Consider the following 24,256-nt stretch of genomic DNA (forward strand, 5'->3'; position numbering starts at 1 on the left):
ATCTCTTTTGGGTGCTGGGTTTATTGTTATCTAATGAAACGGAATAGGGGGAACGATGGATGAATGTGAAAGAGTTATTTGATTTAACAGGAAAAGTAGCTATTGTTACTGGCGGAGGAAGAGGATTGGGGCAGCAGATCGCTGAAGGCTTTGCTGAAGCTGGCGCAAATGTAGTGGTTTGTTCAAGAAAATTGGAAGCATGTGTGGAAATTAGTGAAGGGTTAAAAAGAGTGGGTGTAGAGAGTTTGGCTTTAAAATGTGATGTCACAAAACCAGAGGATATTAAGAATGTCGTCGACAAAACAGTGGAGCGATTTGGGCGAATTGATATTCTCGTTAACAATAGTGGGGCAACCTGGGGTGCACCGGTCGAAGAAATGCCGCTCGAAGCATGGAAAAAGGTAATGGATATTAATGTTACAGGTACTTTCTTAATGTCTCAAGCGGTTGGTAAGGTCATGCTTCAACAAAAATCCGGAAAAATAATTAATATTGCATCAGTAGCGGGTTTAAAGGGCAGTAATCCCAAATATATGAATGCCATTGGCTATAACTCTAGCAAAGGGGCAGTGATTACTTTTACGAAGGATTTGGCAGTTAAATGGGGGCCAAGTGGTATTTATGTAAATGCGATCGCCCCAGGATTTTTCCCGACGAAAATGTCTAAGGGATTGCTTGATCATGGGGGAGAGGCAATTCTTGAAGGTACACCATTAAGAAAGTTTGGTTCTGAAAATGATCTTAAAGGTGTTGCCCTATTTCTAGCTGCACCAGCATCCGATTTTGTAACAGGTGATGTCCTGGTGGTCGATGGGGGCGCACATGCGATGTAAAGGATTCATTCATTGAAGTGGAGGATTCTCTATAATACTGCTGATTCGCTCATTAAATTGAGGGAATTTCCCAGTGAACGGGGATAGTCTAGTATTTTTTAGCAATTCGCTGATATAACCGGAGAATTCGCCGATAGAGTCAAGAGAATTCGCTGATAGAGTCGAAAAATTCGCCGATAGAATAGAGCTGCTAGAAACAAATTTTGCTAAATACATAGAAATTGTCATCAAACCGTAAAGGAAAAAAAGAGGAGAAATTAGGTGGAAAAAAGAACCATATTAACAGCTAGCAGTCAAGGTTTGCTTTAAGAAGATTTATAGATTTTCAGAAGTTAGTTGAGAGTACTTTAAGGCGGAATAGGAGGAATTACGATGACGGTAAAGGTAGATGTCCAAACATTTCCCCACTTTATTAACGGAAAATGGGTACCTGCAAGCAGTCATGAAACGTTTGATGTGTTTAACCCGGCAAATGGTGAACTAGTTGCAAGGGTAGCGAAAGGGACGAAGGAAGATGTAGACCTCGCTGTAAATGCAGCACGCGCGGCGTTTGACCAAGGTGACTGGAGAAACATGAAACCAAAAGACCGTGCCAAAGTACTTTATGCTATTTCCTATAAAATTGCTGAACATGCCGAAGAACTGGCATACCTGGAAGCAATAAGTTCTGGCGGAACGGTACGCCGAATTGGCAATAGTGATGTTCTGCAAATGGTAGACTTGTTCCAAACATTAGCCAACTTTACGGTAGACTACTCCTTCTCAGAAACACTTCCTGTTCCGCCATTCCCGGGACCTGCCCACAATTTTATTTGGCGTGAGCCAATCGGAGTATGTACGGCCATCACTCCATGGAACCTTCCGATGGTGATAGCGACCTGGAAGATTGCTCCCGCACTAGCGATGGGGAATACGATGGTCATCAAGCCTGCCAGCTATACACCTCTATCGACTCTAAAACTAGCAGAAATTATTTCAGCCGTGGTCCCTTCAGGTGTAATCAATGTGGTTTCAGGTCCGGGTGCGGAAATCGGTGAATCCTTAGTTAACCATCCAAAGGTTGATAAAGTGGCCTTTACTGGTTCGACAGAGGTTGGCAGACGTATTATGGGACTTGCAGCTGGCACAATTAAGAAAACCACATTGGAATTAGGTGGTAAATCACCAAATATCCTTTTAGATGATGCCGATCTTAATATTGCTCTGCCTGGAAGTCTGTTTGGAGTATTTCTCCATTCCGGACAGCTTTGTGAATCAGGGACACGGCTTTTTGTCCCGGATAAGCTTTATGACCAAGTCGTTGCAGGGTTAGTCTCCCTCACTAGGAGATTAAAACTCGGCAATCCACTTGATGCTGCCACCGATGTTGGTCCAGTAATCTCAAAAAAGCAAAAGGAAATGATCCTTTCTTATATTGAAACAGGTAAACAAGAAGGGGCTACCCTTCTTTGTGGAGGCAAGGAAATAAAGGTAGCTGGCTGTGAACAAGGTCATTTTATCGAACCAACGATTTTTACGAATGTCACCAATGATATGATAATTGCCCAAGAAGAGATTTTCGGACCAGTCCTCTGTGTGATTCGCTATTCTGACCTGGATGATGCGATTCGAATGGCGAATGACACCATTTATGGTTTAGCCGCAGGAGTCTGGACACGCGATGTTAATAAAGCGTACGCAGTCGCTAGAAAATTGCAAGCGGGTGTCGTCTGGATAAATGATTGGCATATGCTCCGTAGTGATGCCCCGTTTGGCGGGTACAAACAAAGCGGAATTGGCCGTGAAATGGGACTGCAATCACTCGATGCCTATACCCAGGTAAAGCATGTACACACATCGATGTCACCGGAGTTAGAGCGACGTAATTGGTATGGAATTCTGTTTGGACAAAACTAATGAAGAGGTGATGATGAATATGAAAACAACCTTAACACAGTTTATGTTACGTACGGGAATATATAGCGGTTCAAATTCAAGAGCGATGGTCCCAAGTCTTTTTGCAGGCCTGGGCGCTAAACGCATACTTCTCTTAAGTGACAGAGGCTTAGAGGCAGCAGGCATTGTTGAAAAAGTAGCCGAAATTTTTACGCTGACAGGTCTTGGCTCTGGACCTGAATTGGTGGGGCAATTTTTAGATATTAAGCAGGATGCCGAAAGCCAATGTATCAATGAAGCCGTCCGCTACGCACGAGAAATCGGAGCCGATTCCCTACTAGCCGTTGGCGGGGGCAGTGTTCTTGATACTGTAAAAGGGGTAAAATACGCTCTCCACAAAGGATTGACAGATATAAAAGAGGCGATTCCAGGCGGCTTATTGTATGAGTCCTTTCCGAAAGCCAACTACATGCCAATTCCACATATAGCTATCCCGACAACAGCGGGTACCGGATCAGAAGTTTCACCGATTGCCGTTATTTTTAATGAAGATATCCAAATGAAGACGAATATCATCAATCCATTTATTAATGCCGATATGGCGATCTTGGATCCGGATTTAACCGTCGGACTTCCACCAATGATTACAGCATTTACAGGATTTGATGCCTTAACACATGCCATTGAGGCCCTCGCATCGCCAACAGCAACGGGCCTAACTGACGCCTATGCTCTCCACGCCATTCGCCTGATTGAAAAAAATCTGCCGATTGCCGTTGCAGATGGTTCGAACCTTGATGTCCGAATGGATTTATTACAAGCAAGCTTGATGGGGATTACCGCTTTTAGTTTTGCCTTAAACGCAATTCCTGTCCATAATATGGCACACGCCTATGGGGCCTTGTTCCGGATACCGCATGGACTCGCAAATGCCGTCTTTTTACCGGTGGTCATGGAGCTGGTTCCTGATTTATATCTTCCTAAAGCTGCTGAACTAGCCCAGGCCTTGAATGTAGACGTAAAGGGGGACACTCCACAAACAGCATTAGCCAAAGTGATTGGAAAAATTAAATTGCTTCAGTATAAGGTAGGATTACCGGCAGATTTCAAGCAATTCAATATCACCGAAGAGGCGCTACAACTTGCGATTCCAGCTGTCATGAAGGATCCAGCCGCATTGAGCTTTCCTATGCCAAAAGAATTAATTGCAGCGATTGGACAAAAGGTGGTTCCGTTGACAGTAAAATAGGATAACAGTAAAAACCATTATGGATGTGTTGTAAATCATAATGGTTTTTCAATGATTATTTTGGGAGGACCTGTTATTTTATGGATATAAGACATAGATATAGGTGGGGAAATTAGTGAGTGAAATAAGAAAATTGAATCTAAGGGAATTAAGAGATTACATAGAAATCGTTACAAACGCATATCCAGGGATTATGAAGCCGTCAACTGAAATGAAAGAAGAAACCCTAAAAAGGTTTATTGAACGGCAAACCAATGATGACACGCTTGATTATTATGGGTTATTTCGAAATAACAAATTAATAGGCGGTATGAGGCTTCATTTTCATAGAATGAATCTTTTTTCGAAGATTATACCGGTTGGAGGGGTCGGTCTCGTCGCCATTGATCTCTTACATAAAAAGGAAAAAGGTGCGAAAGAACTAATCGAATTTTTTATGAAAATCTTTTTGGAAAAGGGAGTAAACATGGTGCTGCTTTATCCGTTCCGACCAGATTTCTATAAGAAGATGGGCTTCGGGTATGGGCCGAAAATGCATCAGTATCGTATCAGACCCGAAAGTTTTCCAAAGGGGCACGGTAAATTACATCTTAGGTTTTTAGGTTCCGAGGACAAAGAAAAAGTGAATGAGTGTTATACCAGAATAGCAAAGGGAACCAATGGGTTGTTTTTGAAAACAACTGCTGAATTAGATGGGATGTTTAGTAATCTTGAAAATAGAATGATAGGGTTCGATGATGGGAAGAAAATCAAAGGATATCTATTATTCTCATTTGAAAAAAGGAGTCAAACGAATTTCGTCTTCAATGACTTGGTCATCAAAGAATTTATTTACGATTCACCAGAGGCGCTCTTAGAAATGAGTACATTCCTTCATAGTCAAACTGATCAAGTCGATCGAATAGTATGGAATACACAAGAAGAAAATGTCCACTTTTTGATTGATGACCCACGGAATGGATCCGATAATCTTTTACCAAGTGTCTATCATGAAAGTAATATTTCAGGCGTGGGTTTAATGTATCGAATTATAGATACCAGAGGAATTTTTAAAGATTTAAAGGACCATAATTTCAATTCTATCACTGCAAAAGTTAAGGTGGAGATTACTGACACCATGCTGCCCCAGAACGATGGTGAACTGATTCTTCATTTTACCGAAGGATGGGTTCGAGTGTTGGAGAATGGTGATTATGATGTAGAAATTTCCTTAGATGTTTCAGACTTTTCATCACTATTAATGGGTGTGGTTACATTTAAAGAATTGTATCAATTTGGAAAAGCAAAGCTGTCAAATCCAACTTATTTAAACACAGTAAATAGTTTATTTTTTACCACAGAAAAGCCAAAATGTATATCTGCATTTTAGAGGGGGAGAACCATATGAATTGTACAGTTAAAAAATTAACAGAATGTACCATCCAAGATACAATAACGGCTTGGAATCGAGGGTTTGAAGGCTATTTTGTGCAATTAGAAATGACACCTGAATTATTCTATAACCGGTTGGTAAATGAAGGCTTATCGTTAGAACATTCATTGGTAGCTTTTGACGAAAAAAAACCAGTAGCGATTGTTTTAAATGGTTTTCGCGTCATCGACGGACAAAAAACAGCCTGGAATGGGGGAACAGGAATTGCTACTGAATACCGGGGGAAGGGTATTTCCAAGTTGTTAATGGAGGCAGCCTTAAACGTGTATGCTGAAGAGGAAGTCAAAGTTGCCACACTTGAAGCCATAAAGGAAAATGAAAGGGCCATACGATTGTATCAACGATTTGGCTATGAAATTACTGATTCCCTTGTTTATCTTAGTGGTACAGTAGACTTGAAGGCCGCATCGATTTCACACGAATCGATTCAGCCCGAACAGCTCCAAACTTACCATTTTTACAAAGAAAATCTTCCTTGGCAGTGTCAGTGGCAGAGTGTTAAGTCAGGGGAAGCGCAGATTTATTATGACGAAAATCAGAATCCAATAGGCTACTCTTTATTCAAAAGGGTTTGGAATCAAGAAGGGCAGTTGGAGAAGGTAGTGCTCTATCAGCTTGAAATATTCGCTGAGTTGAAAGAGGAATCGATTAAGTCAATATTGAGTACGATCACAAGAGAAAATAAGAATCCCATTAATTTCATGATCATAAATGCGTCATTATCTAATCCTGTCATTTTAATATTGCAGGATTTAGGCTTTGTAAAAACAACAGAGCAAGTCCAAATGGTCAAAAAAATGAATCAATAAAAATTTTTTGAATCCTTAATCATATTATTATATAATTTTCGTTAGGGCCAATCTCAGGTCGATTGGGCTTGACCTACATAAAATAATAGGACTAGGAGAAATACAAATGGAAAAAGTACTTATTTTCGGTCACAAAAATCCTGACACCGATACAATTTGTTCTGCGATTGCCTATGCAGACTTAAAAAAACAATTAGGGATGGATGTTGAACCTGTCCGTTTAGGACAAATTAACGGGGAAACACAATTTGCGCTTAACCAATTCAATGCAGAGGTTCCACGTTTGGTTGAAGCGGTAGCTAGTGAAGTGAATTCAGTTATTTTAGTCGATCACAACGAGCGCCAGCAAAGTGCCAATGATATCGCGGATGTTCGTGTCCTAGAAGTTATTGACCACCACCGTATTGCGAACTTCGAAACGAGCGATCCATTGTATTACCGCTGCGAGCCTGTAGGCTGTACTGCAACGATCTTAAATAAAATGTATAAAGAAAACAATAAAGAAATCAGTAAACCAATTGCAGGTTTGATGCTTTCTGCGATTATTTCTGACTCTTTATTATTTAAGTCTCCAACTTGTACGCCAGAGGATGTGGCAGCAGCACGCGAGTTAGCTGAAATTGCTGGAGTAGACGCTGATACTTATGGACTTGAAATGCTCAAAGCTGGGGCAGATGTTCGCGATAAATCCATTTCTGAACTCTTAAGTCTAGACGCAAAAGGATTTGAAATGGGTTCAAGTAAAGTAGAAATTGCTCAAGTGAATGTCGTTGATACTGCCGATGTTCTTGCTCGCCAAGAGGAATTAGAAGCAGCGATCACTACCATTATCGAAGAAAAGAACTTAGACTTATTCTTGTTCGTGGTAACAGATATTTTAACAAATGATTCAGTTGGTTTAGCGTTAGGAAGTAAAACAACTGCCGTTGAAAAAGCCTATAATGTAACACTAGCGGATAACACGGCTACATTAAAAGGTGTTGTTTCTCGTAAAAAGCAAATTGTACCAGTTTTAACTGATATTTTTACTAAAGGTGAATAGTAAAATAGACCGTTCATGGAGATTTCCATGGACGGTTTTTTCAGTTAGCATACTAGACAAATAAATTCCTTCTTTCCTTCGACAATCTTTTGTTGTAATCTATTAAATATTTAGAAAACCGAAATTATCTTAAAATTCAACAAGAGGAAGGAAAATTCGCATGCTGTTTTTGTCATTAATCAGTTCTTTTTTTAATGCACTAAATGCGCTTTATGCCAAGAAGATTGTTGGAGAAATGAAGGATAATAATAGTTTCATTGTTACTTCATTTGCCTACATTGGTGTGTTTCTTGGTTTAACATTGCCATGGCTTTATTTATTCAAAGCAAACGCGATCTCGATTTCGTTATTAATTTTGGTTGTCCTGCTGGATATGCTCGGAAATTTGCTTTTCTTTAAAGCAATGAACAAAATCGAGGTATCTGTCCTTTCAGTTTACATGGCTTTAACTCCATTGTTCACGTTTATACCAAACTCTATTCTGTATGGTTTCCATCCATTTGTGCTCGTGTCTGTTTTGTTTATTATGGTGGGCGTCTATTTCTTAAATTTAAAAGGCCGCAACCCGCTGACCCCATTTCTTGAGCTTCGGAAACCAGGGAATTTATTAGGGATTGCTTCAGCGATTGTTTTTGGTGTGAGTATGGTCCCTTCTCAGCAATTACTTGTTCATGGCTGGGTTAATCCAGTGACACTTTATTTTTACCGGGCTTGTGGGATTGCTTTGATTACTTATCTGATTTATCGTCCAAAAGTATGGTTTCCGAGCCTGCATAAACATCTAAGTTTACGAGGACTCACCGTCATCATCCAATGGGTCTGCCTGTTTACAGCCTTAAAGTTTGCTGATGGAACACTGGTTGTCTCCTTGGCTTTCACTTCACCATTATTTGCTGTATTCTTGGCGTGGTATTATTTTAAGGAGCGTATCACTCCTGCGAAGCTAACGGCATGTGTGATTACTATTTTAGGAATTATTATTACGGTGGTTTAAGGAAGTAATATAAAAAGGAGGAATGTGCAGTTGAGCCGAAAGTACTCGACCACCATGTTCATGGCCGGTCTACAATGGTTATTTTTCATGTTTGCAAATACTGTGGTCATCCCGTTAACGATTGGAGATGCCTTTAATTTATCAGCAGGGGAAGTAGCAAGTTCGATGCAAAGAGCATTTATTTATACAGGGACAGCCTGTATCTTGCAAGCATTGTTTGGGCATAAGTATCCCTTGATGGAGGGGCAATCAGGCTTGTGGTGGGGGGCCATCTTAAGTCTTTGTGCATCGGCTTCTTCCGCTGGCATTAGTTTGGAAGAATTAGGGGGTGGACTTGCGCTCGGGATTATTGGTTCAGGAGTTCTAGTTATGATCCTTGGTGTGTTAGGGATGGGAACAGTATTAAAGCGTTTATTCACACCCGTTGTGATGAGTACGGTCCTTTTTCTCCTTGCTAGCCAACTGATTGTCATTTTTACCAAAGGAATGCTTGGCTTAGGTAATGGCGAACAGATTGATATTCCAACCGCAGGATTATCAATCCTGTTAATCATCCTTGTTGTCTGGATTAATTTGAAGGGGCCTGGTGTGATTCGGAACTTTTCCATCCTCATTGGGATTGTAACAGGGTGGGTGATTCACGCTTTATTTTTCCCAACAACAACTGAGAATGTGAGTACGTCTACGGAATTTTTTCATTTATTTCCTTGGGGGAAACCTAGTTTTAGCTTGGGTCTCATTATTATGACGGTGATCACTGGTTTAGTTAATACAACGAATACCATGGCGTCGATAAGAGGGGTTGAGCCCATCTTAAAGACTTCAACAACAGATAACCAATACCGACGCTCATTTGTGCTAACCGGGATAAATTCGATTGTTTCGGGGCTGTTTGGGATGGTTCCATATGCGCCATATATTTCTTCGCTCGGATTTTTACAGTCTACTCTTATATTTGAGCGGGCACCTATCATCATTGGTGGAGCTTTGTTTATTGTCCTTGGCTTGGTCCCTGCATTAAGCAACCTGTTTTCATCATTACCAATTAGTGTAGGCGATGCAGTTTTATTTGTCGCTTATTTACAACTTTTCAGCGGTGCACTTACCAATCTGAATGGCATTCTTTTTAACCAGCGAACGATCTATCGTATTGCGGCTCCAGTGCTGCTGGGAATTGCCATCATGAATATTCCGTCTGAAATGTTTTCCTCGCTGCCAATGTTGGTTCAACCACTGCTATCTAGCGGCTTACTCGTAGGAATTTTGCTAGCGATTGTCCTAGAAAATACTATAGATTGGACTAAACTAGAGAACCCTATGCAAAGTTCAGAAAGAAAAATTAGTTAAAGAGTAGTGAAAGGCGCCCCTAAAAAAATAGGGGCGCCTAGTTATTTGATATCAATATTACACCTGTTGTGTCAGCTTATCTTTTAAAAAAGGATAGAGACTGACGGCAAGATGAATATTTAAAAATTGTTGACTATCAGATAAATCAGTAGAAAGAATCTCTTCAATCCGTTTTAAGCGATACATCAGAGTGTTAGTATGAACATGGATGGATTCTGCTGCTTCCTTCGCATTTTGATTGTGTTCAAGATAGGCGAATAACGAAGGGAGGAGTTCTCCTTTTCGAGATTGATCGTATTCAAATAGCGGTCCTAGCACTTCGATAATAAAATCGATGAGTTCCTCCTCAGTATTTTGGAGGAGAAGTCGTTGAACCCCAAGTTCCTTATAACTGATGACCTGATTTCTTCCTCCAAAGCTTTGTAGGAATTGTAAGCATTTCGCTGCTTCCTGCATGGATTTCGTAACCTTTAATAAACTGGAATGGATTCTGCCGATCCCGATAGAAACCGTTGTTCCCCAATTTTTTATCTGGATTTCCTGCTGAAATTTTGAAACAAGTTCCTTCACGCGCTGATGTGTATAGGCGGAGGGAGCTTTTTGTTGAAAAGTTAGCAAAACAACAATTTGATCGTGATTCCGTACGGCCATTCCTTTTAACGGATTTTTTAAAAATACCCGGTTGGCCATTTGGACAAGATGGCGGATGATACTGTTCTTTTTAGGAGTATTGTCCATTTCATCAAGTCGAATCATCACAGCTAAATAATCCCCTAATGGGTCGAAATCCAGCTGTTTTACTTTTTGAAGGATGTTGCCATCCATTTTACCGGAAAATAGAACATCAATGAGTTCTCCATTGATTGTTTCCTGTGCCTCAAAAATAGCTTGCTCCTTTACTAATTCAAGTGAGATGACCGTACAAGCATGCTCTAAGGCAGCAATTTCTACATCACGCATCTTTTCAGGGGAAACGATAATAAGTGAACCAAAAAGAGTCGGCTTTGCTCCAATGGGAAGAATGGTAATACAATGCCTTTCCTTATCTATGTTTGTTTCAAGCAATGAACGGACGTTACCAGGTGTTCGAATCGAGTCCTGTGCTAAATCTCGAATGGCATATAATTCATCGTCGGTCAGTTTGCTTTTAAAAGCGGAAGAGATCAACTCACCAAGGTCATCAAATAATAAGACCGTGTTCCCGGATGTATCGTGCAGATAGGTGATTATTGAATCGAGACCTTCGCCATGCAATACAAGTGCAGCTAATCGATTATGGATATCAACGGAGCGGGATAACATCTCGTTTTGTTTTGAAATCGTATTATTTAAATCTTCCAACTGTCTTACGGCTTTTTCTTGCTCACTATAAAGGTTTGCTTTCTCAAGTGCTACAGCTGCTTGATGGGCAATCGCTGTTAGAAGGTGTATATCTTCTGGAATAAAGTGAAGCGACGAATCAAAGGAGTCAAGCGTAATCACACCAATACATGCTCCTTTTGATAAGATTGGAGCACAAATGGTTGAATAAGGCAGCGTGGGAATCGATTGATCCATGAGTGCATGATTCCTCTCCGATAATGTGGCAGTTGCCTTTTCAACTTCTGTCCGGTTGTGAAATATTAAGCATTTTTGCGCGGAAAAAGCTAAGCCTGTCATCGATTCACCTGGTTTCAATCTTACCCTTGTAATTTCAGATGTAAAGTTGCTGTCTGACTTTGGAATGAGCAGATCTTGACCAGGGTCATATAGGAATAGAACCCCCCCGTGCGCTGCATCGATAACTGACACTGTTTGAACCATAATGGAATCAATAATCGTATCAATATCTAGTGATGAATTTAACACATTGGAAACATGGATTAATGATTGCAACTGACGATGGCTAAGTGTTTCTTTCATCATGCACCTCACAATTTAATGATCTTAGAATAATATGAAAAATTTAATATCTTTTGTTTATTGTAACAAACTCTATAATAAAATGTGTGGTTTTTGTTAGGAATTATAAGGAGTTAGGATGGTATTTGTTATTTATTTGTGTTTTTACACAAATTGTTTGTTAAGAATTTTGTGAAAAATAACATAACAAATATTCTGATAAGTTCTATAATTATAAATACATTAATAATACACGCCATTCTATTAAAGCGTTAAACAAGTAGGAATGTGGCAGAAAGGATGGAAGCAGTGATTAACGAAGAGAGATTATGGGGTCGTTTGCAACTTCTCAGTGAAATTGGAAAAACCGAATCTGATGGTGTCACTCGTTTGTCTTTCACTCCAGAAGAACGAGCAGCTAAAGATCTTGTAGCTGCATTTATGAGAGAAGCTGGTTTGCAAGTACGTGAGGATGAAGTTGGAAACCTAATAGGCAGGAAGGAAGGGGTAAACCCTGACGCGCCAGTGGTATTAACAGGTTCACATATCGATTCAGTATTTAATGGCGGGAATTTTGATGGACCGCTTGGTGTTCTATCGGCTGTTGAAGCCCTTCAAGTCATGAATGAGCAAGGGATTGAGACAGAACATCCAATTGAAGTCATTGCTTTTACCGATGAAGAAGGGGCAAGATTCAGTTTTGGAATGATTGGCAGCAGGGGGATCGCTGGGACACTTACACAAGAAGAATTACTTAATAAAGATAAACAGGGGATCTCAATTGCTGATGCATTCGTCGCAAATGGTCTCGAGCCGGAAGCGATCGGTAAAGCAGCCCGCAAGCCTGAAGAAGTGAAGGCGTATGTCGAACTTCACATTGAACAAGGGAAAGTACTTGAAGGACAAAATCTCTCAGCCGGGATTGTTTCAGGATTAGCTGGTCCATTATGGCTTAAGTTTATTTTAGAAGGGGAAGTTGGTCATGCAGGAGCCACACCGATGTCGATCAGACATGATGCATTGACAACTGCAGCAAGAATTATGCTCGTGATTGAGGAAGAAGCGGCAAAGACTGGAACCACCGTTGGCACTGTTGGACAAGTTCAGGTGCAGCCAGGTGGAATCAACATTATTCCAGGTCGGGTTGAATTCTCTTTAGATCTTCGTGATATTAGTGAAGTCGTTCGCGATGAGGTAGAGGCAAAGATTAGAGTACAGGCCGAGCAAATTTGTAGGAATCAAGGTGTTAAGTTAACGATTGAAGATCTACAGCGGGTTGCACCGGCTCCATGTTCTAATATCGTAAAGAATGCAGCAAAAGACGCCTTTGATACATTAGGCTTAGAAAGTAATTATCTTCCAAGCGGCGCAGGTCATGACGGGATGCAATTAATGGACCTATGTCCAATGGGGATGATCTTCATCCGTTCCAAGAATGGAATTAGTCATGACCCAGCAGAATGGAGTTCAAAAGAAGACTGCAGAGACGGAGCAAATATTCTATATCATACAGTTCTAAGTCTAGCGGTCCAAAAAGTGAATATAACAACAAACTAATAGGAGATGTCGAGCATGAGTATCACTACAACAGTCAATCTTAATCAACTAGCAGAAGAAACAAAAGAACAAGTCATTGCCTGGAGAAGGCATTTACATCAAAATCCTGAATTATCATTCCAAGAGGAAAAAACCTCGCAATTCATCTATGATACTTTACAATCGTTTGGAAACTTGGAGATTTCCCGCCCGACTAAAACAAGTGTGGTGGCTCGCTTAATCGGTGCTGAACCAGGTAAAACACTTGCAATTCGTGCGGATATGGACGCCCTGCCAATTCAAGAGGAGAACACTTTTGAATTTGCTTCCCAAACTCCAGGTGTAATGCATGCATGCGGCCATGACGGTCATACCGCGATGCTGCTTGGTACCGCAAAAATTCTTTCAGGATTAAAGGATCATATTAAAGGTGAAGTTCGTTTCTTGTTCCAGCATGCGGAAGAGTTATTCCCAGGTGGAGCGGAAGAAATGGTTCAAGCAGGAGTCATGGACGGAGTGGACCTAGTAATTGGGACACATTTATGGTCACCAATTGAAAAAGGCAAAGTTGGAGTTGTGTACGGTCCGATGATGGCTTCACCCGATACGTTCTGGATTACAGTGAATGGTAAAGGCGGGCATGCCGCACTTCCACATCAAACAATTGATTCCATTGCTGTCGCAGCGCAAGTAGTGACCAACCTTCAGCATATCGTCTCAAGGAATACGGATCCACTAGATAGTTTAGTTATTTCAGTAACCCAATTTCTTGCAGGAACAACTCATAATGTTATTCCTGGCTCTGTAAAACTTTGGGGTACTGTACGAAGCTTTGATTCAACACTTCGCGAATCGATTCCAGCTAAAATGGAACGCGTGGTCAAGGGTATTACTGAAGCACATGAAGCATCTTACGAATTCAAATATGAGTTTGGCTATCGCCCTGTCATCAATGATAACGAAGTGACTGCAGTCATTGAAGAAACCGTACGAGAAGTATTTGGTGAAGAGGCACTTGATATGATGAGGCCAAATATGGGTGGAGAAGATTTCTCTGCATTTATGGAAAAAGCTCCAGGCTGTTACTTTTATGTTGGAGCAGGTAATGAGGAGAAAGGTATTACTTATCCACATCACCACGAACGTTTTACAATCGATGAAGACGCACTAGAAATTGGAGTAAAAACGTTCCTGCATGCGACCTTTAAATTTTTAGCTTAAAAAATACGCAATTTAGTTCCTTCGTGGAATTTATATAGAAAAAAGGTTCCACGAAGGTCCGCCTATATAAATAGAAAGAAGGCATCAATATAAACTAATATTGGGGGTTTATCTATGAAATTACATCAACTTCTTGCAATCATACCATTTATTGGATTACTTGGCGGAGTTCCTTTCGTCAATAAGGTCACTCCCTACGTGTTCGGAATGCCTTTTGTTCTCTTTTACATTGTTCTTTGGGTAGTTATTACTTCAGGAATTATGGCGCTTGTGTTTAAAATGGACCCAGCAAATAAGGAGGAGGAGATCTAATGAATACGGCATTAATTATCATTTTCGGATTTTTAGCGTTATCCATCTTCCTCGGAGTTCAAGCTCAAAAAGGGAAGGATATGAGTCTTGAACAATGGTCTGTTGGGGGCCGCGGCTTCGGCACCATCTTTGTCTTCTTATTAATGGCAGGGGAAATTTACACTACGTTTACTTTCTTAGGCGGAAGCGGCTGGGCTTATGGTAAAGGAGGCCCAACTTATTATATTCTAGGATACGGCTGTTTAGCCTATATTATGTCCTATTGGTTGCTTCCTGCAATTTGGAAATATGCAAAAGATAACAATTTAATGTCTCAATCTGATTTTTTTGTTAGTAAATACAAAAGCCCGTTACTTGGTGTTTTTGTCTCGCTAGTTGGCGTAGTAGCGCTTATTCCATATCTTGTCCTTCAATTAAAAGGTTTAGGGATTATCGTTGCTGAAGCTTCAGGTGGTTCGATCTCATCCACTGCAGCGATTTGGATTGGTGTTATTGCTGTAACGGTTTACGTAATGATCTCAGGAATCCATGGTTCTGCATGGACAGCCGTTATTAAGGATATCATGATTTTGGGGATTGTTTTATTCTTAGGGATTTATCTGCCAATTCATTACTATGGCGGTTTCCAACCAATGTTTGAAGCAATTGAAGCTGCAAAACCGGGATTCCTTGCTATGCCTGAAACTGGTTTAAGTGTTTCCTGGTTCATATCAACTGTATTATTAACGGCACTTGGTTTCTATATGTGGCCGCACACTTTCGGTTCCATTTATTCTGCACAAAGTTCAAAGGTTTTCCGTAAGAATGCGATTATCATGCCGTTATATCAGTTAGTGTTATTATTTGTCTTCTTCGTTGGTTTTGCTGCCATCCTACAGGTGAAAGGGTTAGAAGGGGCAGACGGTGACCTTGCCTTATTAAAACTTTCAATGCAGACGTTTGATCCTTGGGTAGTTGGGTTAATTGGTGCAGCTGGTCTATTAACAGCAATTGTTCCAGGTTCGATGATTATGATGTCCGCATCTACTCTATTAGCGAAAAACGTCTATAAGGTCTTTGTACCAAAAGCGACAGACCTTCAAGTTTCTAAATTAGCTAAGAACTTAGTACCAGTTGTTGCAATTATCGCTTTATACTTTACATTTAAGGGCGGGGACACTTTAGTAACCTTGTTATTAATGGGTTACAGTCTTGTTACACAATTGTTCCCAGCATTGGTTTTCAGCTTAGCGAAAAACAATATAGTTACAAAAGCAGGTGCTTTCGCAGGTATCGCAGTAGGGGTCTTTACGGTTGCCTACATTACAATCAGTGCTTCAACTGTTGGGACTCTTTTCCCTGCACTACCGCAATTTGTTAAGGATCTAAATGTGGGTGTTATCGCATTAATTATCAATTTAGTAGTTACATTTGCTGTTAGTTTCGTAACAAAATCTGCAACCTCTAATAACACGAATGAGCGTGTGGCTTAATTAAAAATCAATATAAACACCTCCAATGTCGATGTGATTTGACGACTGGAGGTGTTTTATTTTGGAACATGGTTAATTGTAAAGTTAAGTGGATTCAGTCTGTTTGTGTGTGATTTTCTTCTTTCTTTTGATTCATCAACAAAAATGTTAATGGCTGCTCTGTTCCTGTCATTAATTTGTACACATAGGAAGAGGTAATTTTATAGCCATCGTCTATTTTCGCGGCTAAATAATTTGTTCGTTCAAACAAAATCGAACGAATATGATTGATTTGCCGGGAGATTTTGTCCATTAGTGCTTCTTGGTTGTCCAGGCGCAGTAAAACTCCCCCTTGAAACTTCTCTTGTTTCGTCATTTTTTCTGAAACCTCTTTTTGTATTTCCAATTGTTCATTCATTTGTTTGACAAGTTGATGATTCACAGCCTCGCTTCGTTCCAAACGATTACGTAAATCATTCAGCTGTGATTCAATATGGTTCCATTGAGTGAATTGTGTTTTTTCTTGTAACTGTGTTTGTAAGCCTATTTCAGATAACGCTTTATTAAGTGCTGTATTCGCTTTTTGCTGTTCTTGTACGAGTTCTGACAGAAAATCCTGTCTTGAAATCATCTGATTTTTTGTTTGCAGCTGTCCTTTATTTTTGTAGACCTCCGGATGATGATTTTTGTTGATGAATAATCCCATACCTCTCTCCGCCTTTTATGTTTTTGAATGTGATATTTTATGCTTAATATTCATAAGAGGGGACATGATTGGGCTAGGTCAGAGGCAATTGGTGCATTGTTTACAAAAAAACGCATGTGGTTTTGTTATAAACCACATGCGTTTGATGTATGAATTTTAATTTACACTAGCTGTACTGATTTCAACACAAACTTTTCAACGACCTTTGCCACACCATCGTTCATATTGGTGTCGGTCACATAATTAGCTTTTTCCTTAATATCGGCTGGTGCATTGCCCATGGCTACACCAAGTCCTGCAAACTCTATCATTGCTAAATCATTGTAGCTGTCTCCTATAGCAATAACTTCTTCGCGTTTAATTCCGAGTTGTCCAATCAAGTGGTTGAGACTCGTACCTTTTGTTACACCTGCTTCGGTGAATTCCAAAAAGAAAGGTTTTGAACGCATTACACTTAGTTGACCAGCTAATTCCTGTTGAAGTTTTTTCTCCACTTTGGCAAGCTTCATTTCATCTTCAAGCATTAACACCTTAACCACAGGTTCTTTCACAGAATCTACTAAGCTGTCAACCTCAAAGATTTCTAAACCAGTAATTTCACTCTCAATATCGGTATATTGATTCCCGGCTTCGGTTACAATGGTGTCGCCGACATAGGTATGTATCCAAACATTCTCACGACGACTTAAATCGTAGAGGTGATGTACGGTTTCAGGGGACAAAGTGCTGCTAAAAAGCTCTTCACCGGTTAGACAGTTTGTTATTTTTGCCCCATTAAAAGAAAGAATAAAACTTCCGTACTTCTTTAAATTCAATTCTTCAGCAATATCATACATGGCATAGGTTGGTCGCCCTGATGCTAATACGACCTTAACTCCCACTTCCTGGGCATCCATTAACGCCTTCTTTGTCCGTGGGGAAATTGTATGGTCGTCCTGTAGTAACGTATCATCGAGATCTAAAACAATCATTTTATAATTCATTCTTAGCTGAGTCCTTTCTTTACTATATATACTCTTATCTTACTATAAAAATAGGATAAAAACTTTGTTTTAGCCTCCTTTTTGCTGAGGGAGGTTTTTCTATTTGAAAAAATATGTAATACTAAAGAAACAATCAAAGGGAGTATGGGAGGAATCTTGATAATGAATCGCTGTGGTTGGGTAAATCAGGATCCATTATATATTGACTATCATGATCATGAATGGGGAGTTCCGGTCTATGATGACCGACTTTTATTTGAATACTTAAATCTTGAAGGGGCTCAGGCAGGTCTTAGCTGGTATACGATTTTAAAGAAGCGAGAGAACTATCGACAGGCCTTTGATAACTTTGAAGCTGAAAAAATTATACGCTATAACGAAAAGAAAATCGAGGAACTAATAAATAATGAAGGAATTGTCAGAAATAAACTCAAAATCAAAGCTGTTATAACCAATGCACATGCGTTTTTGAAGGTCGTCGACGAATTTGGCTCATTTAGTAAGTACATATGGTCCTTTGTTGGTGGTAAACCAATTCAAAATCACTTTAAAGAAATGAAAGATGTTCCTGCAGTCACGGAAATAAGTGATAAATTAAGTAAGGATTTAAAGAAGCGCGGGTTTAAGTTTGTTGGCTCGACTATCTGTTATGCATTTATGCAAGCGACTGGAATGGTGAATGACCATATCGAGTCCTGTGTTTGTTACCAGAAATTAAGTACTCAATGAGAAAAGCCCATCACTACCGTGGTGGGCTTCCTTACTATACAAATTACTTTATAGTTTTATCGATTGCGAATTCAGAGGCAGGCAATGTAATAACCTTACCACCAATTTGAACATGAATCGTATCGTTGAAAATGGCTTTTACAATTCCTTTTAAGGAGATGGTTGAATTAACAGAGATTTTTTTGGATTCAGATTGGTTTGCCACAATATCAACGCCTTTCGAAATGTTAGAAGCATAATTATTATTACATTAAATTATTCGGAAAAATATAATGAATTCCTGCATAGATAGAGGATTATTTAATAAAAAATCGGTCATGTTACGATCCAACTATTTTGTAAAGGGGTGTTTATACAATAATAGCAATTTAACATGAACCGTAGTTCAAGTATCGCATGGAGAGAAGGGTCTGTCAACGAAAACATGAACTGTGGTTCAAATTTTAAAAAAGTGGTATGATATAAATGAGGTGATAAAATGCCGGACAATGATGACCTATTAATTGGTGAATTCCCTTTTCTCCCAAAGCAGGAGAGGGCTCAGCAAAAAAGGAATGCATTGCTTGAAAGTGGATTGCATCTATTTATTTCTTGTGGGTACGAGCAAACGACGGCTAAGGAAATCGCAGCCCATGCCGGGGTGGCGACCGGAACCTTTTATCGGTATTTCTCTGATAAACGCCAGCTATTAATGTCGGTATTAGAAGATAAAATTGACAAGCTTCTCCCACCTGAACCGAGCTGGGTTTCAAGGGATCCGGAATCATTGTTAGCATCATTATTAGAAGCTCATAATAAACGACTAAGTGAGTTAGGTCTGCAGCGCGTCCTGCCTGAATTGATGCTGAAAGACCCTGGTCTGGCTGAATTTTTAGGTGAAGCACGAAGGAAAATTTATTCAAAAATTTTGTTCGGTTTAAAGCAAGCCGAAGAAAATGGATTAACGTGGAAGGATTTGGATTTAGAAGCTGTCGCTTGGTCAATATTAGTTTTAGTGGAGAATAGTCACGGAACCGTAATCGTTAGTGGGAAAAGTACAGACTATCGAGAGATTTCAAAAGTTATATGCCGGATGGTATTTCCACCAGATGTATTAGAGCAATTGCGTGTTTCCGATGAAGAATAGATCATAAATGATTGGAAATAATTTTTGCTTATTTTAACAGCCCTTCACAAAAGATGTGAAGGGCTTTTCTTTAGTAAAATACTAATTTACTGCTATTGCTTGGATTTACAAGATAAATGAACTATTGGACAGGCTTTTCAATCAGCAATTCAGATGCTGGAAGCGTGATAATTTTACCGCCAATCTGCACATGAACGGTATCGTTGAAAATGGCTTTGACAATTCCTTTTAATGAAATTGTTGAGTTAACAGAGATTTTTTTCACATCAGCTTTGTTTGCCAAATTAACCAACACCCTTCAAAATAGTTATGAAAATATTATATATGAAGATAAGGAAATAAAGCTAGAATAAATAATCAGAAAAGTTAAAAAATATTTCTATGGATTACAGTCAAATATTTTTATATATCATTCATATGTGAAATGAAAATAAATGGTGTATGATATAATCATCTCAAAAAGGAGGCGGAGCAATGTCAAATGAAGTCGGAAAGGAAAATGAGCTTATTGATGATCCTTGCTGCTCACTTGATGAAAGTGATCGTAAAAGTCATCATTCCGATAAAGTGAAAAATAATCTTGTCACAAGATTAAACCGTATTGAAGGTCAAATTCGCGGGATTAAAGGCTTAATTGAAAAAGATACATATTGTGATGATGTCATTAACCAGATATCGGCCACTCAGTCCGCTTTAAATAGTGTTGCCAAAATCCTGCTTGAAGGACATCTAAAGAGCTGTGTTGTTGAAAGATTACAGGAAGGTGATTTGGAAGTCTTGGATGAGGTTTTAATTACTATACAAAAATTAATGAAAAAATAATTTTTTCGACGAAGAATGTGCCTTTGGTATGTTCTTTTTTTATTCCCAGCAAATTATCGGGTTCAATTGGCGAATTTTTGAGTTTAATCAGCGAATCGCATAAACCAACTTTTTTAAAAAATAGACCTCAAAATTGAGGTCTCAGACTGTCGACAAATCCGAAGGATTTCGGGTTTTAAATCGACAGTCTTTTTTGTTTGGCTCATTAAACTAGTCTGTTGATTTCCGTTCCAGGCGGCTTCGCTTTCCGCGGGCGGTTCGGGGAGCCTCCTCGGCGCTTTCAGCGCCTGCGGGGTCTCCCCTGTCCCGTACTCCCGCAGGAGTCTTCGCCGCCTTCCACTCCAATCAACAAAGTTATAAAATCACTAATGACCTATATAACAGCCCTTTGTATAATTAAGATACAGACATATAAATGAGGTGGATGAAATGTTAACTAAAAATACACAGATGAATCGTGACCAAATAGAAATGATAGCTTTAGATCAGCTTGTACCTGCGAATCATTTGGTTCGAAAGATTGAAGCTGCTATTGATTTTTCATTTATTTACTCACTCGTTCAAGATTTGTATTCATCTGAACGGGGACGCCCGAGTATCGACCCCGTAGTATTGATTAAGATGACTTTCATCCAATATACCTTCGGTATTCGCTCCATGCGTCAAATCATTGGGGAAATTGAAACTAATATGGCATATCGTTGGTTTCTTGGCTTTGGCTTTAATGACAAGGTACCACACTTTTCAACATTCGGTAAAAACTACGAGCGGCGCTTTAAGGATACAGATTTATTTGAACAGATTTTTTATCGTATTTTGAAGGAAGCCTCTGACAAGAAATTGATTAGTAGCGAACACGTATTTATTGATTCCACACATGTTAAAGCAAGTGCGAATAAGCGTAAATTCGAGAAGAAAGTTGTCCGAAAAGAATCGAAAGCTTATGAAGCTCGTTTACAAGACGAGATTAATAAAGACCGCGAAGATCACGGAAAAAAGCCATTTCCTCCCGATAAATTTGATAAAGAGGAATTAAAAGAAATTAAAGAAAGTACGACTGACCCAGAAAGTGGTTATTACGTAAAGGACGAACGAACTAAACAATTCGCATACTCATTTCATGCAGCTTCAGATCGAAATGGTTTTGTCCTTGGCACAATTGTAACACCAGGGAATATCCATGATAGCGTCATATTCGAGCCACTACTTGAGAAAGTCATCCAAAACCAAGGGAAACCTGAAGCTGTTGCTGCTGATGCTGGATACAAAACACCTGCTATTGCTCAATTCGTTTTTGAAAATGATATGACTCCTGCATTACCGTATACACGTCCACGCACAAAGGATGGTTATATGAAAAAACATGAGTATGTTTATGATGAATACTACGATTGTTATATCTGTCCGCAAGGACAAATTCTGAAATATGCAACGACGACGAAGAATGGAAAGCGTCAATACTTTTCTAATCCTCTTGATTGTAAAAATTGCCCATTACTTTCCGAATGCACACAAAGTAAAGAACATAAAAAATTGATTGAGCGGCATGTGTGGGAACATTACATAGAAGAAGCGGACCATCTTCGTCATACACAAGAGAATAAAAGCATTTACGCAAGACGTAAAGAAACGATTGAACGTGTCTTTGCGGATGCTAAAGAAAAGCATGGTATGCGTTGGACAACCTTAAGAGGCCTAAAAAAATTGTCCATGCAAGCGATGCTTACTTTTGCTGCCATGAATTTGAAAAAGATGGCCAACTGGACATGGAAAAGTCCAGAAATTGCCTAGAAATATGCATAGGATAGGTCTAAATTTTGCTCTTACGAGCAAATTAACAAAAAAAGGCATTCGAATGAGCTCATTCGAATGCATTTTGTCTACAATCTGAAACACCGTTTGTTCTCAAACGGTGTTCTTTATGTATCAAAATTCGAGGATGATAATAAGAAATTTGAGAACAATACCAATGGAACTTATCGGCCAATCAAGCAGAAGCAGGCTGGGATATCACAAAAGGGGATGAACATATTATTATTGCTGTTATAGACACTGGCGTTGATAGTTACACAGGACAACTGTGCTCTCTATATATAAAATTATATTTTTTTAGTACTCTGTAAATCAGGTATTTTTGTTACTGATATTCAGTATTACTTACCACCAGTATTTAGTATTACCAAATAGTGTCACTTGTCAATAATATTACTAAAAGTTTTATTTAATCTTGTGTAAATATCCTAAATATGTAAAAATCTTACACAAAGTTCAAGCTTAACCTCTATAAACACTATCACATGTTCCAGGTTTTGGTTCATAAAAACAATGTTCTTTAAATTGACCAGCAAAAGGTTGATCGTACCATGTAGGAGGACACGCAGGCGCCGTTGGATTAAAATACCATAGTGCATATTTCGCCGGGAAATCTCTCCAATAATTCAAATTTTGGGTTGCTAATCTTCTTTCAGATGTTCTTGATCTTTGATAAAAAACATTTCCTTTTTGAACTGCTTCAAAAGAAAAATTTCCTCCTTGAACTTGAAATATTACATCATGAATCGATCTTACTTGTTTGAAGTCTAAACAGTCTGCTACTGCACGATTCACTATAACATTTCCAACATATAACATCCCTTGTTTTCCTTCACCTTCGGCCTCTGCTCTCATCATCCTTGCCATTTCGTCTACTTCATGACTTCTATAATTTACTCTTGGCATTTTATCACCCCAAAAATATAATATGAAAAAAAGCCTCCATTCATGTTATTGTTTATCTAATAAATCACGAGAAACCCTTGTTGGATTCAAGGTTTTTTTTTATTATCAGAATTAATATCTTGCCTGTTTGTTATAAAAAGAGTGGCTCTACCTACATGTATGTTGTTTCCACGCAAATGTTACTTTTGGTAATTTAGCCCAAATAAATAAATTTTAACGAAAACACCTACACCTAGGACAAAAGTTTTACGTAGTATAGGCTAAAGGTCTTCATGAAGATCAAATTATCATGGGGAGTTGTTTTTTGAAGGAAAACATAGAGATGTCCATTTGTTTTGAGTATTATTCCTGGAAAAGTCAGCTTTGTGGATCTAAACGATTGGTCTCGTCTTAATCGGAGATACTGCCTAAAATGCTTTCTTTATATGTTGAAAGAATAATAAATATAAATTTAACTAAGTGAGGGATATTAATGGAAAAAGAACAAAAACAATATCTTGAAAAGTTATTAGATTGGTGCAATGATACTTATTCCGATTGGGAAAGAATGAAACCGAGGTTTTCAAAACAATTTGATCTAAAAAGTTTAGAGGAATGGGAAGAATCATACAACGAATTAAAAGGAAAATTAGTGGCAGATTTAAAAGAAGACTTTGATCACTATCAGAAAGCTCAAAATCTATATAATCAGTATAAACTGTTATATAGAGAATCACAACCTTGTAAAGAAGATGATGAATCTGATGTGAGGAAGATAGGTGAGTTATCCTCTAACATTGAAATACTAGGTCAGGAAAAATGACACATTAGAAGAACTTGATAATTGAACTTATCCAAATGGCTTGTAATTTAGAAATACCCAAACAGGAATTTCACAAAAATTTCTTAGCACTACCAAGAACAGCTATTAGGACCAGGAAAGGAAATCTAAGTAGAATATGAACACACCCCATATCTAGGGAGCGAAAATTGATTTCTTAAAGGCGCTAACCAATCAATGAGTATAGAAGAAACAATCAATCCTAGAAAGCATTTGTTTACCTGGAGGGATAAGCTTTGCAATTGCCGATTTCCCTAAAATTTTCACGGCTCCATTAAACACAATATAAATAAAAATTGATTTAACTAAAATCGTAAAGAAAGTTCTCCCTTAGTCCAAAATTGGAACTAAGGGCTTTATTTATTTATCC

23 protein-coding genes are annotated in these 24,256 nt (G+C 39.0%); 17 read left to right on the top strand and 6 right to left on the bottom strand.

Annotated elements, in window-relative coordinates:
- Window positions 1-59: 59 nt before the first annotated feature.
- The 8 genes from M3610_RS16600 to M3610_RS16635 all read left to right on the top strand — a co-directional run bounded on the left by M3610_RS16600 (window position 60) and on the right by M3610_RS16635 (window position 9,581).
- The gene (locus tag M3610_RS16600; protein WP_251460724.1) at window positions 60-833 is read left to right on the top strand and encodes an SDR family oxidoreductase; all 774 of its coding nucleotides are present in this window, start codon (window positions 60-62) and stop codon (window positions 831-833) included.
- A gap of 372 nt (window positions 834-1,205) precedes the next feature.
- Entirely contained in the window at window positions 1,206-2,729 is a 1,524-nt protein-coding gene (locus tag M3610_RS16605) for an aldehyde dehydrogenase family protein (RefSeq protein WP_251460726.1), read from the top strand.
- A gap of 19 nt (window positions 2,730-2,748) precedes the next feature.
- A complete protein-coding gene (locus M3610_RS16610) occupies window positions 2,749-3,957 on the top strand; it encodes an iron-containing alcohol dehydrogenase (protein ID WP_251460728.1) in 1,209 nt (402 codons plus the stop codon).
- A 115-nt stretch (window positions 3,958-4,072) separates the two neighbouring features.
- Window positions 4,073-5,326 carry a GNAT family N-acetyltransferase gene (locus M3610_RS16615; RefSeq protein WP_251460730.1) on the top strand — a complete coding sequence of 418 codons (1,254 nt, stop codon included), beginning with the start codon at window positions 4,073-4,075 and terminating at the stop codon, window positions 5,324-5,326.
- Between the two features lie 14 nt (window positions 5,327-5,340).
- A complete protein-coding gene (locus tag M3610_RS16620; protein WP_251460732.1) occupies window positions 5,341-6,198 on the top strand; it encodes a GNAT family N-acetyltransferase in 858 nt (285 codons plus the stop codon).
- 106 nt (window positions 6,199-6,304) lie between these two features.
- A complete protein-coding gene (locus tag M3610_RS16625) occupies window positions 6,305-7,240 on the top strand; it encodes a manganese-dependent inorganic pyrophosphatase (RefSeq protein WP_251460734.1) in 936 nt (311 codons plus the stop codon).
- Window positions 7,241-7,400: 160 nt separating this feature from the next.
- Window positions 7,401-8,234, top strand: coding sequence for a DMT family transporter (locus M3610_RS16630; RefSeq protein WP_098575347.1), 834 nt, complete (start codon window positions 7,401-7,403; stop codon window positions 8,232-8,234).
- Window positions 8,235-8,258: 24 nt separating this feature from the next.
- Window positions 8,259-9,581: a uracil/xanthine transporter gene (locus M3610_RS16635; protein WP_396953653.1), complete on the top strand. Its 1,323-nt coding sequence runs from the start codon at window positions 8,259-8,261 to the stop codon at window positions 9,579-9,581.
- 57 nt (window positions 9,582-9,638) lie between these two features.
- On the opposite strand, the gene M3610_RS16640 is transcribed toward M3610_RS16635, so the two are convergent.
- Window positions 9,639-11,486 (bottom strand): helix-turn-helix domain-containing protein, encoded by a 1,848-nt coding sequence (locus M3610_RS16640; protein WP_251460738.1) that lies wholly within the window; start codon window positions 11,484-11,486, stop codon window positions 9,639-9,641.
- A 285-nt stretch (window positions 11,487-11,771) separates the two neighbouring features.
- Between M3610_RS16640 and M3610_RS16645 the strand changes: the two genes are divergently transcribed.
- From M3610_RS16645 to M3610_RS16660, 4 genes are all read left to right on the top strand, one after another.
- Window positions 11,772-13,019: a Zn-dependent hydrolase gene (locus tag M3610_RS16645; protein ID WP_251460789.1), complete on the top strand. Its 1,248-nt coding sequence runs from the start codon at window positions 11,772-11,774 to the stop codon at window positions 13,017-13,019.
- Between the two features lie 15 nt (window positions 13,020-13,034).
- Window positions 13,035-14,219: a M20 family metallopeptidase gene (locus M3610_RS16650; protein WP_098575350.1), complete on the top strand. Its 1,185-nt coding sequence runs from the start codon at window positions 13,035-13,037 to the stop codon at window positions 14,217-14,219.
- Window positions 14,220-14,333: 114 nt separating this feature from the next.
- A complete protein-coding gene (locus M3610_RS16655; protein ID WP_098575351.1) occupies window positions 14,334-14,531 on the top strand; it encodes a DUF3311 domain-containing protein in 198 nt (65 codons plus the stop codon).
- Window positions 14,531-16,003 (top strand): sodium:solute symporter family protein, encoded by a 1,473-nt coding sequence (locus M3610_RS16660; RefSeq protein WP_251460740.1) that lies wholly within the window; start codon window positions 14,531-14,533, stop codon window positions 16,001-16,003. Before M3610_RS16655 ends, M3610_RS16660 begins: the two co-directional genes overlap by 1 nt.
- 94 nt (window positions 16,004-16,097) lie before the next feature.
- On the opposite strand, the gene M3610_RS16665 is transcribed toward M3610_RS16660, so the two are convergent.
- Window positions 16,098-16,688 (bottom strand): hypothetical protein, encoded by a 591-nt coding sequence (locus M3610_RS16665; RefSeq protein ID WP_251460742.1) that lies wholly within the window; start codon window positions 16,686-16,688, stop codon window positions 16,098-16,100.
- Between the two features lie 161 nt (window positions 16,689-16,849).
- Window positions 16,850-17,671: a Cof-type HAD-IIB family hydrolase gene (locus M3610_RS16670; RefSeq protein ID WP_251460744.1), complete on the bottom strand. Its 822-nt coding sequence runs from the start codon at window positions 17,669-17,671 to the stop codon at window positions 16,850-16,852.
- Between the two features lie 162 nt (window positions 17,672-17,833).
- On the opposite strand from M3610_RS16670, the gene M3610_RS16675 reads away from it, so the two are divergent.
- Window positions 17,834-18,400, top strand: coding sequence for a DNA-3-methyladenine glycosylase I (locus tag M3610_RS16675; protein ID WP_251460746.1), 567 nt, complete (start codon window positions 17,834-17,836; stop codon window positions 18,398-18,400).
- Between the two features lie 43 nt (window positions 18,401-18,443).
- Here the strand turns inward: M3610_RS16675 and M3610_RS16680 are convergent, their stop codons facing one another.
- Window positions 18,444-18,605: a hypothetical protein gene (locus tag M3610_RS16680; protein WP_180230178.1), complete on the bottom strand. Its 162-nt coding sequence runs from the start codon at window positions 18,603-18,605 to the stop codon at window positions 18,444-18,446.
- Window positions 18,606-18,878: 273 nt separating this feature from the next.
- Between M3610_RS16680 and M3610_RS16685 the strand changes: the two genes are divergently transcribed.
- Complete coding sequence (locus M3610_RS16685) at window positions 18,879-19,526, top strand: TetR/AcrR family transcriptional regulator (RefSeq protein ID WP_251460748.1); 648 nt, start codon at window positions 18,879-18,881, stop codon at window positions 19,524-19,526.
- Between the two features lie 121 nt (window positions 19,527-19,647).
- Here M3610_RS16685 and M3610_RS16690 read toward each other — a convergent pair whose 3' ends face one another.
- Complete coding sequence (locus tag M3610_RS16690) at window positions 19,648-19,809, bottom strand: hypothetical protein (RefSeq protein WP_180230179.1); 162 nt, start codon at window positions 19,807-19,809, stop codon at window positions 19,648-19,650.
- Window positions 19,810-20,000: 191 nt separating this feature from the next.
- Here M3610_RS16690 and M3610_RS16695 point away from each other — a divergent pair, with 191 nt between their 5' ends.
- Window positions 20,001-20,348 (top strand): metal-sensitive transcriptional regulator, encoded by a 348-nt coding sequence (locus tag M3610_RS16695; RefSeq protein ID WP_251460750.1) that lies wholly within the window; start codon window positions 20,001-20,003, stop codon window positions 20,346-20,348.
- A 429-nt stretch (window positions 20,349-20,777) separates the two neighbouring features.
- On the top strand, window positions 20,778-22,139 hold the full coding sequence (locus M3610_RS16700) for an IS1182 family transposase (RefSeq protein WP_251460752.1): 1,362 nt from the start codon (window positions 20,778-20,780) through the stop codon (window positions 22,137-22,139).
- A gap of 483 nt (window positions 22,140-22,622) precedes the next feature.
- On the opposite strand, the gene M3610_RS16705 is transcribed toward M3610_RS16700, so the two are convergent.
- The gene (locus M3610_RS16705; RefSeq protein ID WP_098576327.1) at window positions 22,623-23,066 is read right to left on the bottom strand and encodes a cell wall hydrolase; all 444 of its coding nucleotides are present in this window, start codon (window positions 23,064-23,066) and stop codon (window positions 22,623-22,625) included.
- Window positions 23,067-23,538: 472 nt separating this feature from the next.
- Between M3610_RS16705 and M3610_RS16710 the strand changes: the two genes are divergently transcribed.
- Entirely contained in the window at window positions 23,539-23,868 is a 330-nt protein-coding gene (locus tag M3610_RS16710) for a hypothetical protein (protein ID WP_098576326.1), read from the top strand.
- The last annotated feature ends 388 nt before the right edge of the window (window positions 23,869-24,256 follow it).

This window comes from Neobacillus sp. MER 74, assembly GCF_023714155.1.

Bases quoted from the DNA above. Each gene is read 5' to 3' on its own strand.
- M3610_RS16625 (WP_251460734.1), top strand. From the start codon at position 6,305: ATGGAAAAAGTACTTATTTTCGGTCACAAAAATCCTGACACCGATACA.
- M3610_RS16600 (WP_251460724.1), top strand. From the start codon at position 60: ATGAATGTGAAAGAGTTATTTGATTTAACAGGAAAAGTAGCTATTGTT.
- M3610_RS16675 (WP_251460746.1), top strand. From the start codon at position 17,834: ATGAATCGCTGTGGTTGGGTAAATCAGGATCCATTATATATTGACTAT.
- M3610_RS16695 (WP_251460750.1), top strand. From the start codon at position 20,001: ATGTCAAATGAAGTCGGAAAGGAAAATGAGCTTATTGATGATCCTTGC.
- M3610_RS16610 (WP_251460728.1), top strand. From the start codon at position 2,749: ATGAAAACAACCTTAACACAGTTTATGTTACGTACGGGAATATATAGC.
- M3610_RS16620 (WP_251460732.1), top strand. From the start codon at position 5,341: ATGAATTGTACAGTTAAAAAATTAACAGAATGTACCATCCAAGATACA.
- M3610_RS16655 (WP_098575351.1), top strand. From the start codon at position 14,334: ATGAAATTACATCAACTTCTTGCAATCATACCATTTATTGGATTACTT.
- M3610_RS16665 (WP_251460742.1), bottom strand. From the start codon at position 16,688: ATGGGATTATTCATCAACAAAAATCATCATCCGGAGGTCTACAAAAAT.
- M3610_RS16705 (WP_098576327.1), bottom strand. From the start codon at position 23,066: ATGCCAAGAGTAAATTATAGAAGTCATGAAGTAGACGAAATGGCAAGG.
- M3610_RS16660 (WP_251460740.1), top strand. From the start codon at position 14,531: ATGAATACGGCATTAATTATCATTTTCGGATTTTTAGCGTTATCCATC.
- M3610_RS16700 (WP_251460752.1), top strand. From the start codon at position 20,778: ATGTTAACTAAAAATACACAGATGAATCGTGACCAAATAGAAATGATA.
- M3610_RS16650 (WP_098575350.1), top strand. From the start codon at position 13,035: ATGAGTATCACTACAACAGTCAATCTTAATCAACTAGCAGAAGAAACA.
- M3610_RS16710 (WP_098576326.1), top strand. From the start codon at position 23,539: ATGGAAAAAGAACAAAAACAATATCTTGAAAAGTTATTAGATTGGTGC.
- M3610_RS16630 (WP_098575347.1), top strand. From the start codon at position 7,401: ATGCTGTTTTTGTCATTAATCAGTTCTTTTTTTAATGCACTAAATGCG.
- M3610_RS16670 (WP_251460744.1), bottom strand. From the start codon at position 17,671: ATGAATTATAAAATGATTGTTTTAGATCTCGATGATACGTTACTACAG.
- M3610_RS16605 (WP_251460726.1), top strand. From the start codon at position 1,206: ATGACGGTAAAGGTAGATGTCCAAACATTTCCCCACTTTATTAACGGA.
- M3610_RS16640 (WP_251460738.1), bottom strand. From the start codon at position 11,486: ATGATGAAAGAAACACTTAGCCATCGTCAGTTGCAATCATTAATCCAT.
- M3610_RS16685 (WP_251460748.1), top strand. From the start codon at position 18,879: ATGCCGGACAATGATGACCTATTAATTGGTGAATTCCCTTTTCTCCCA.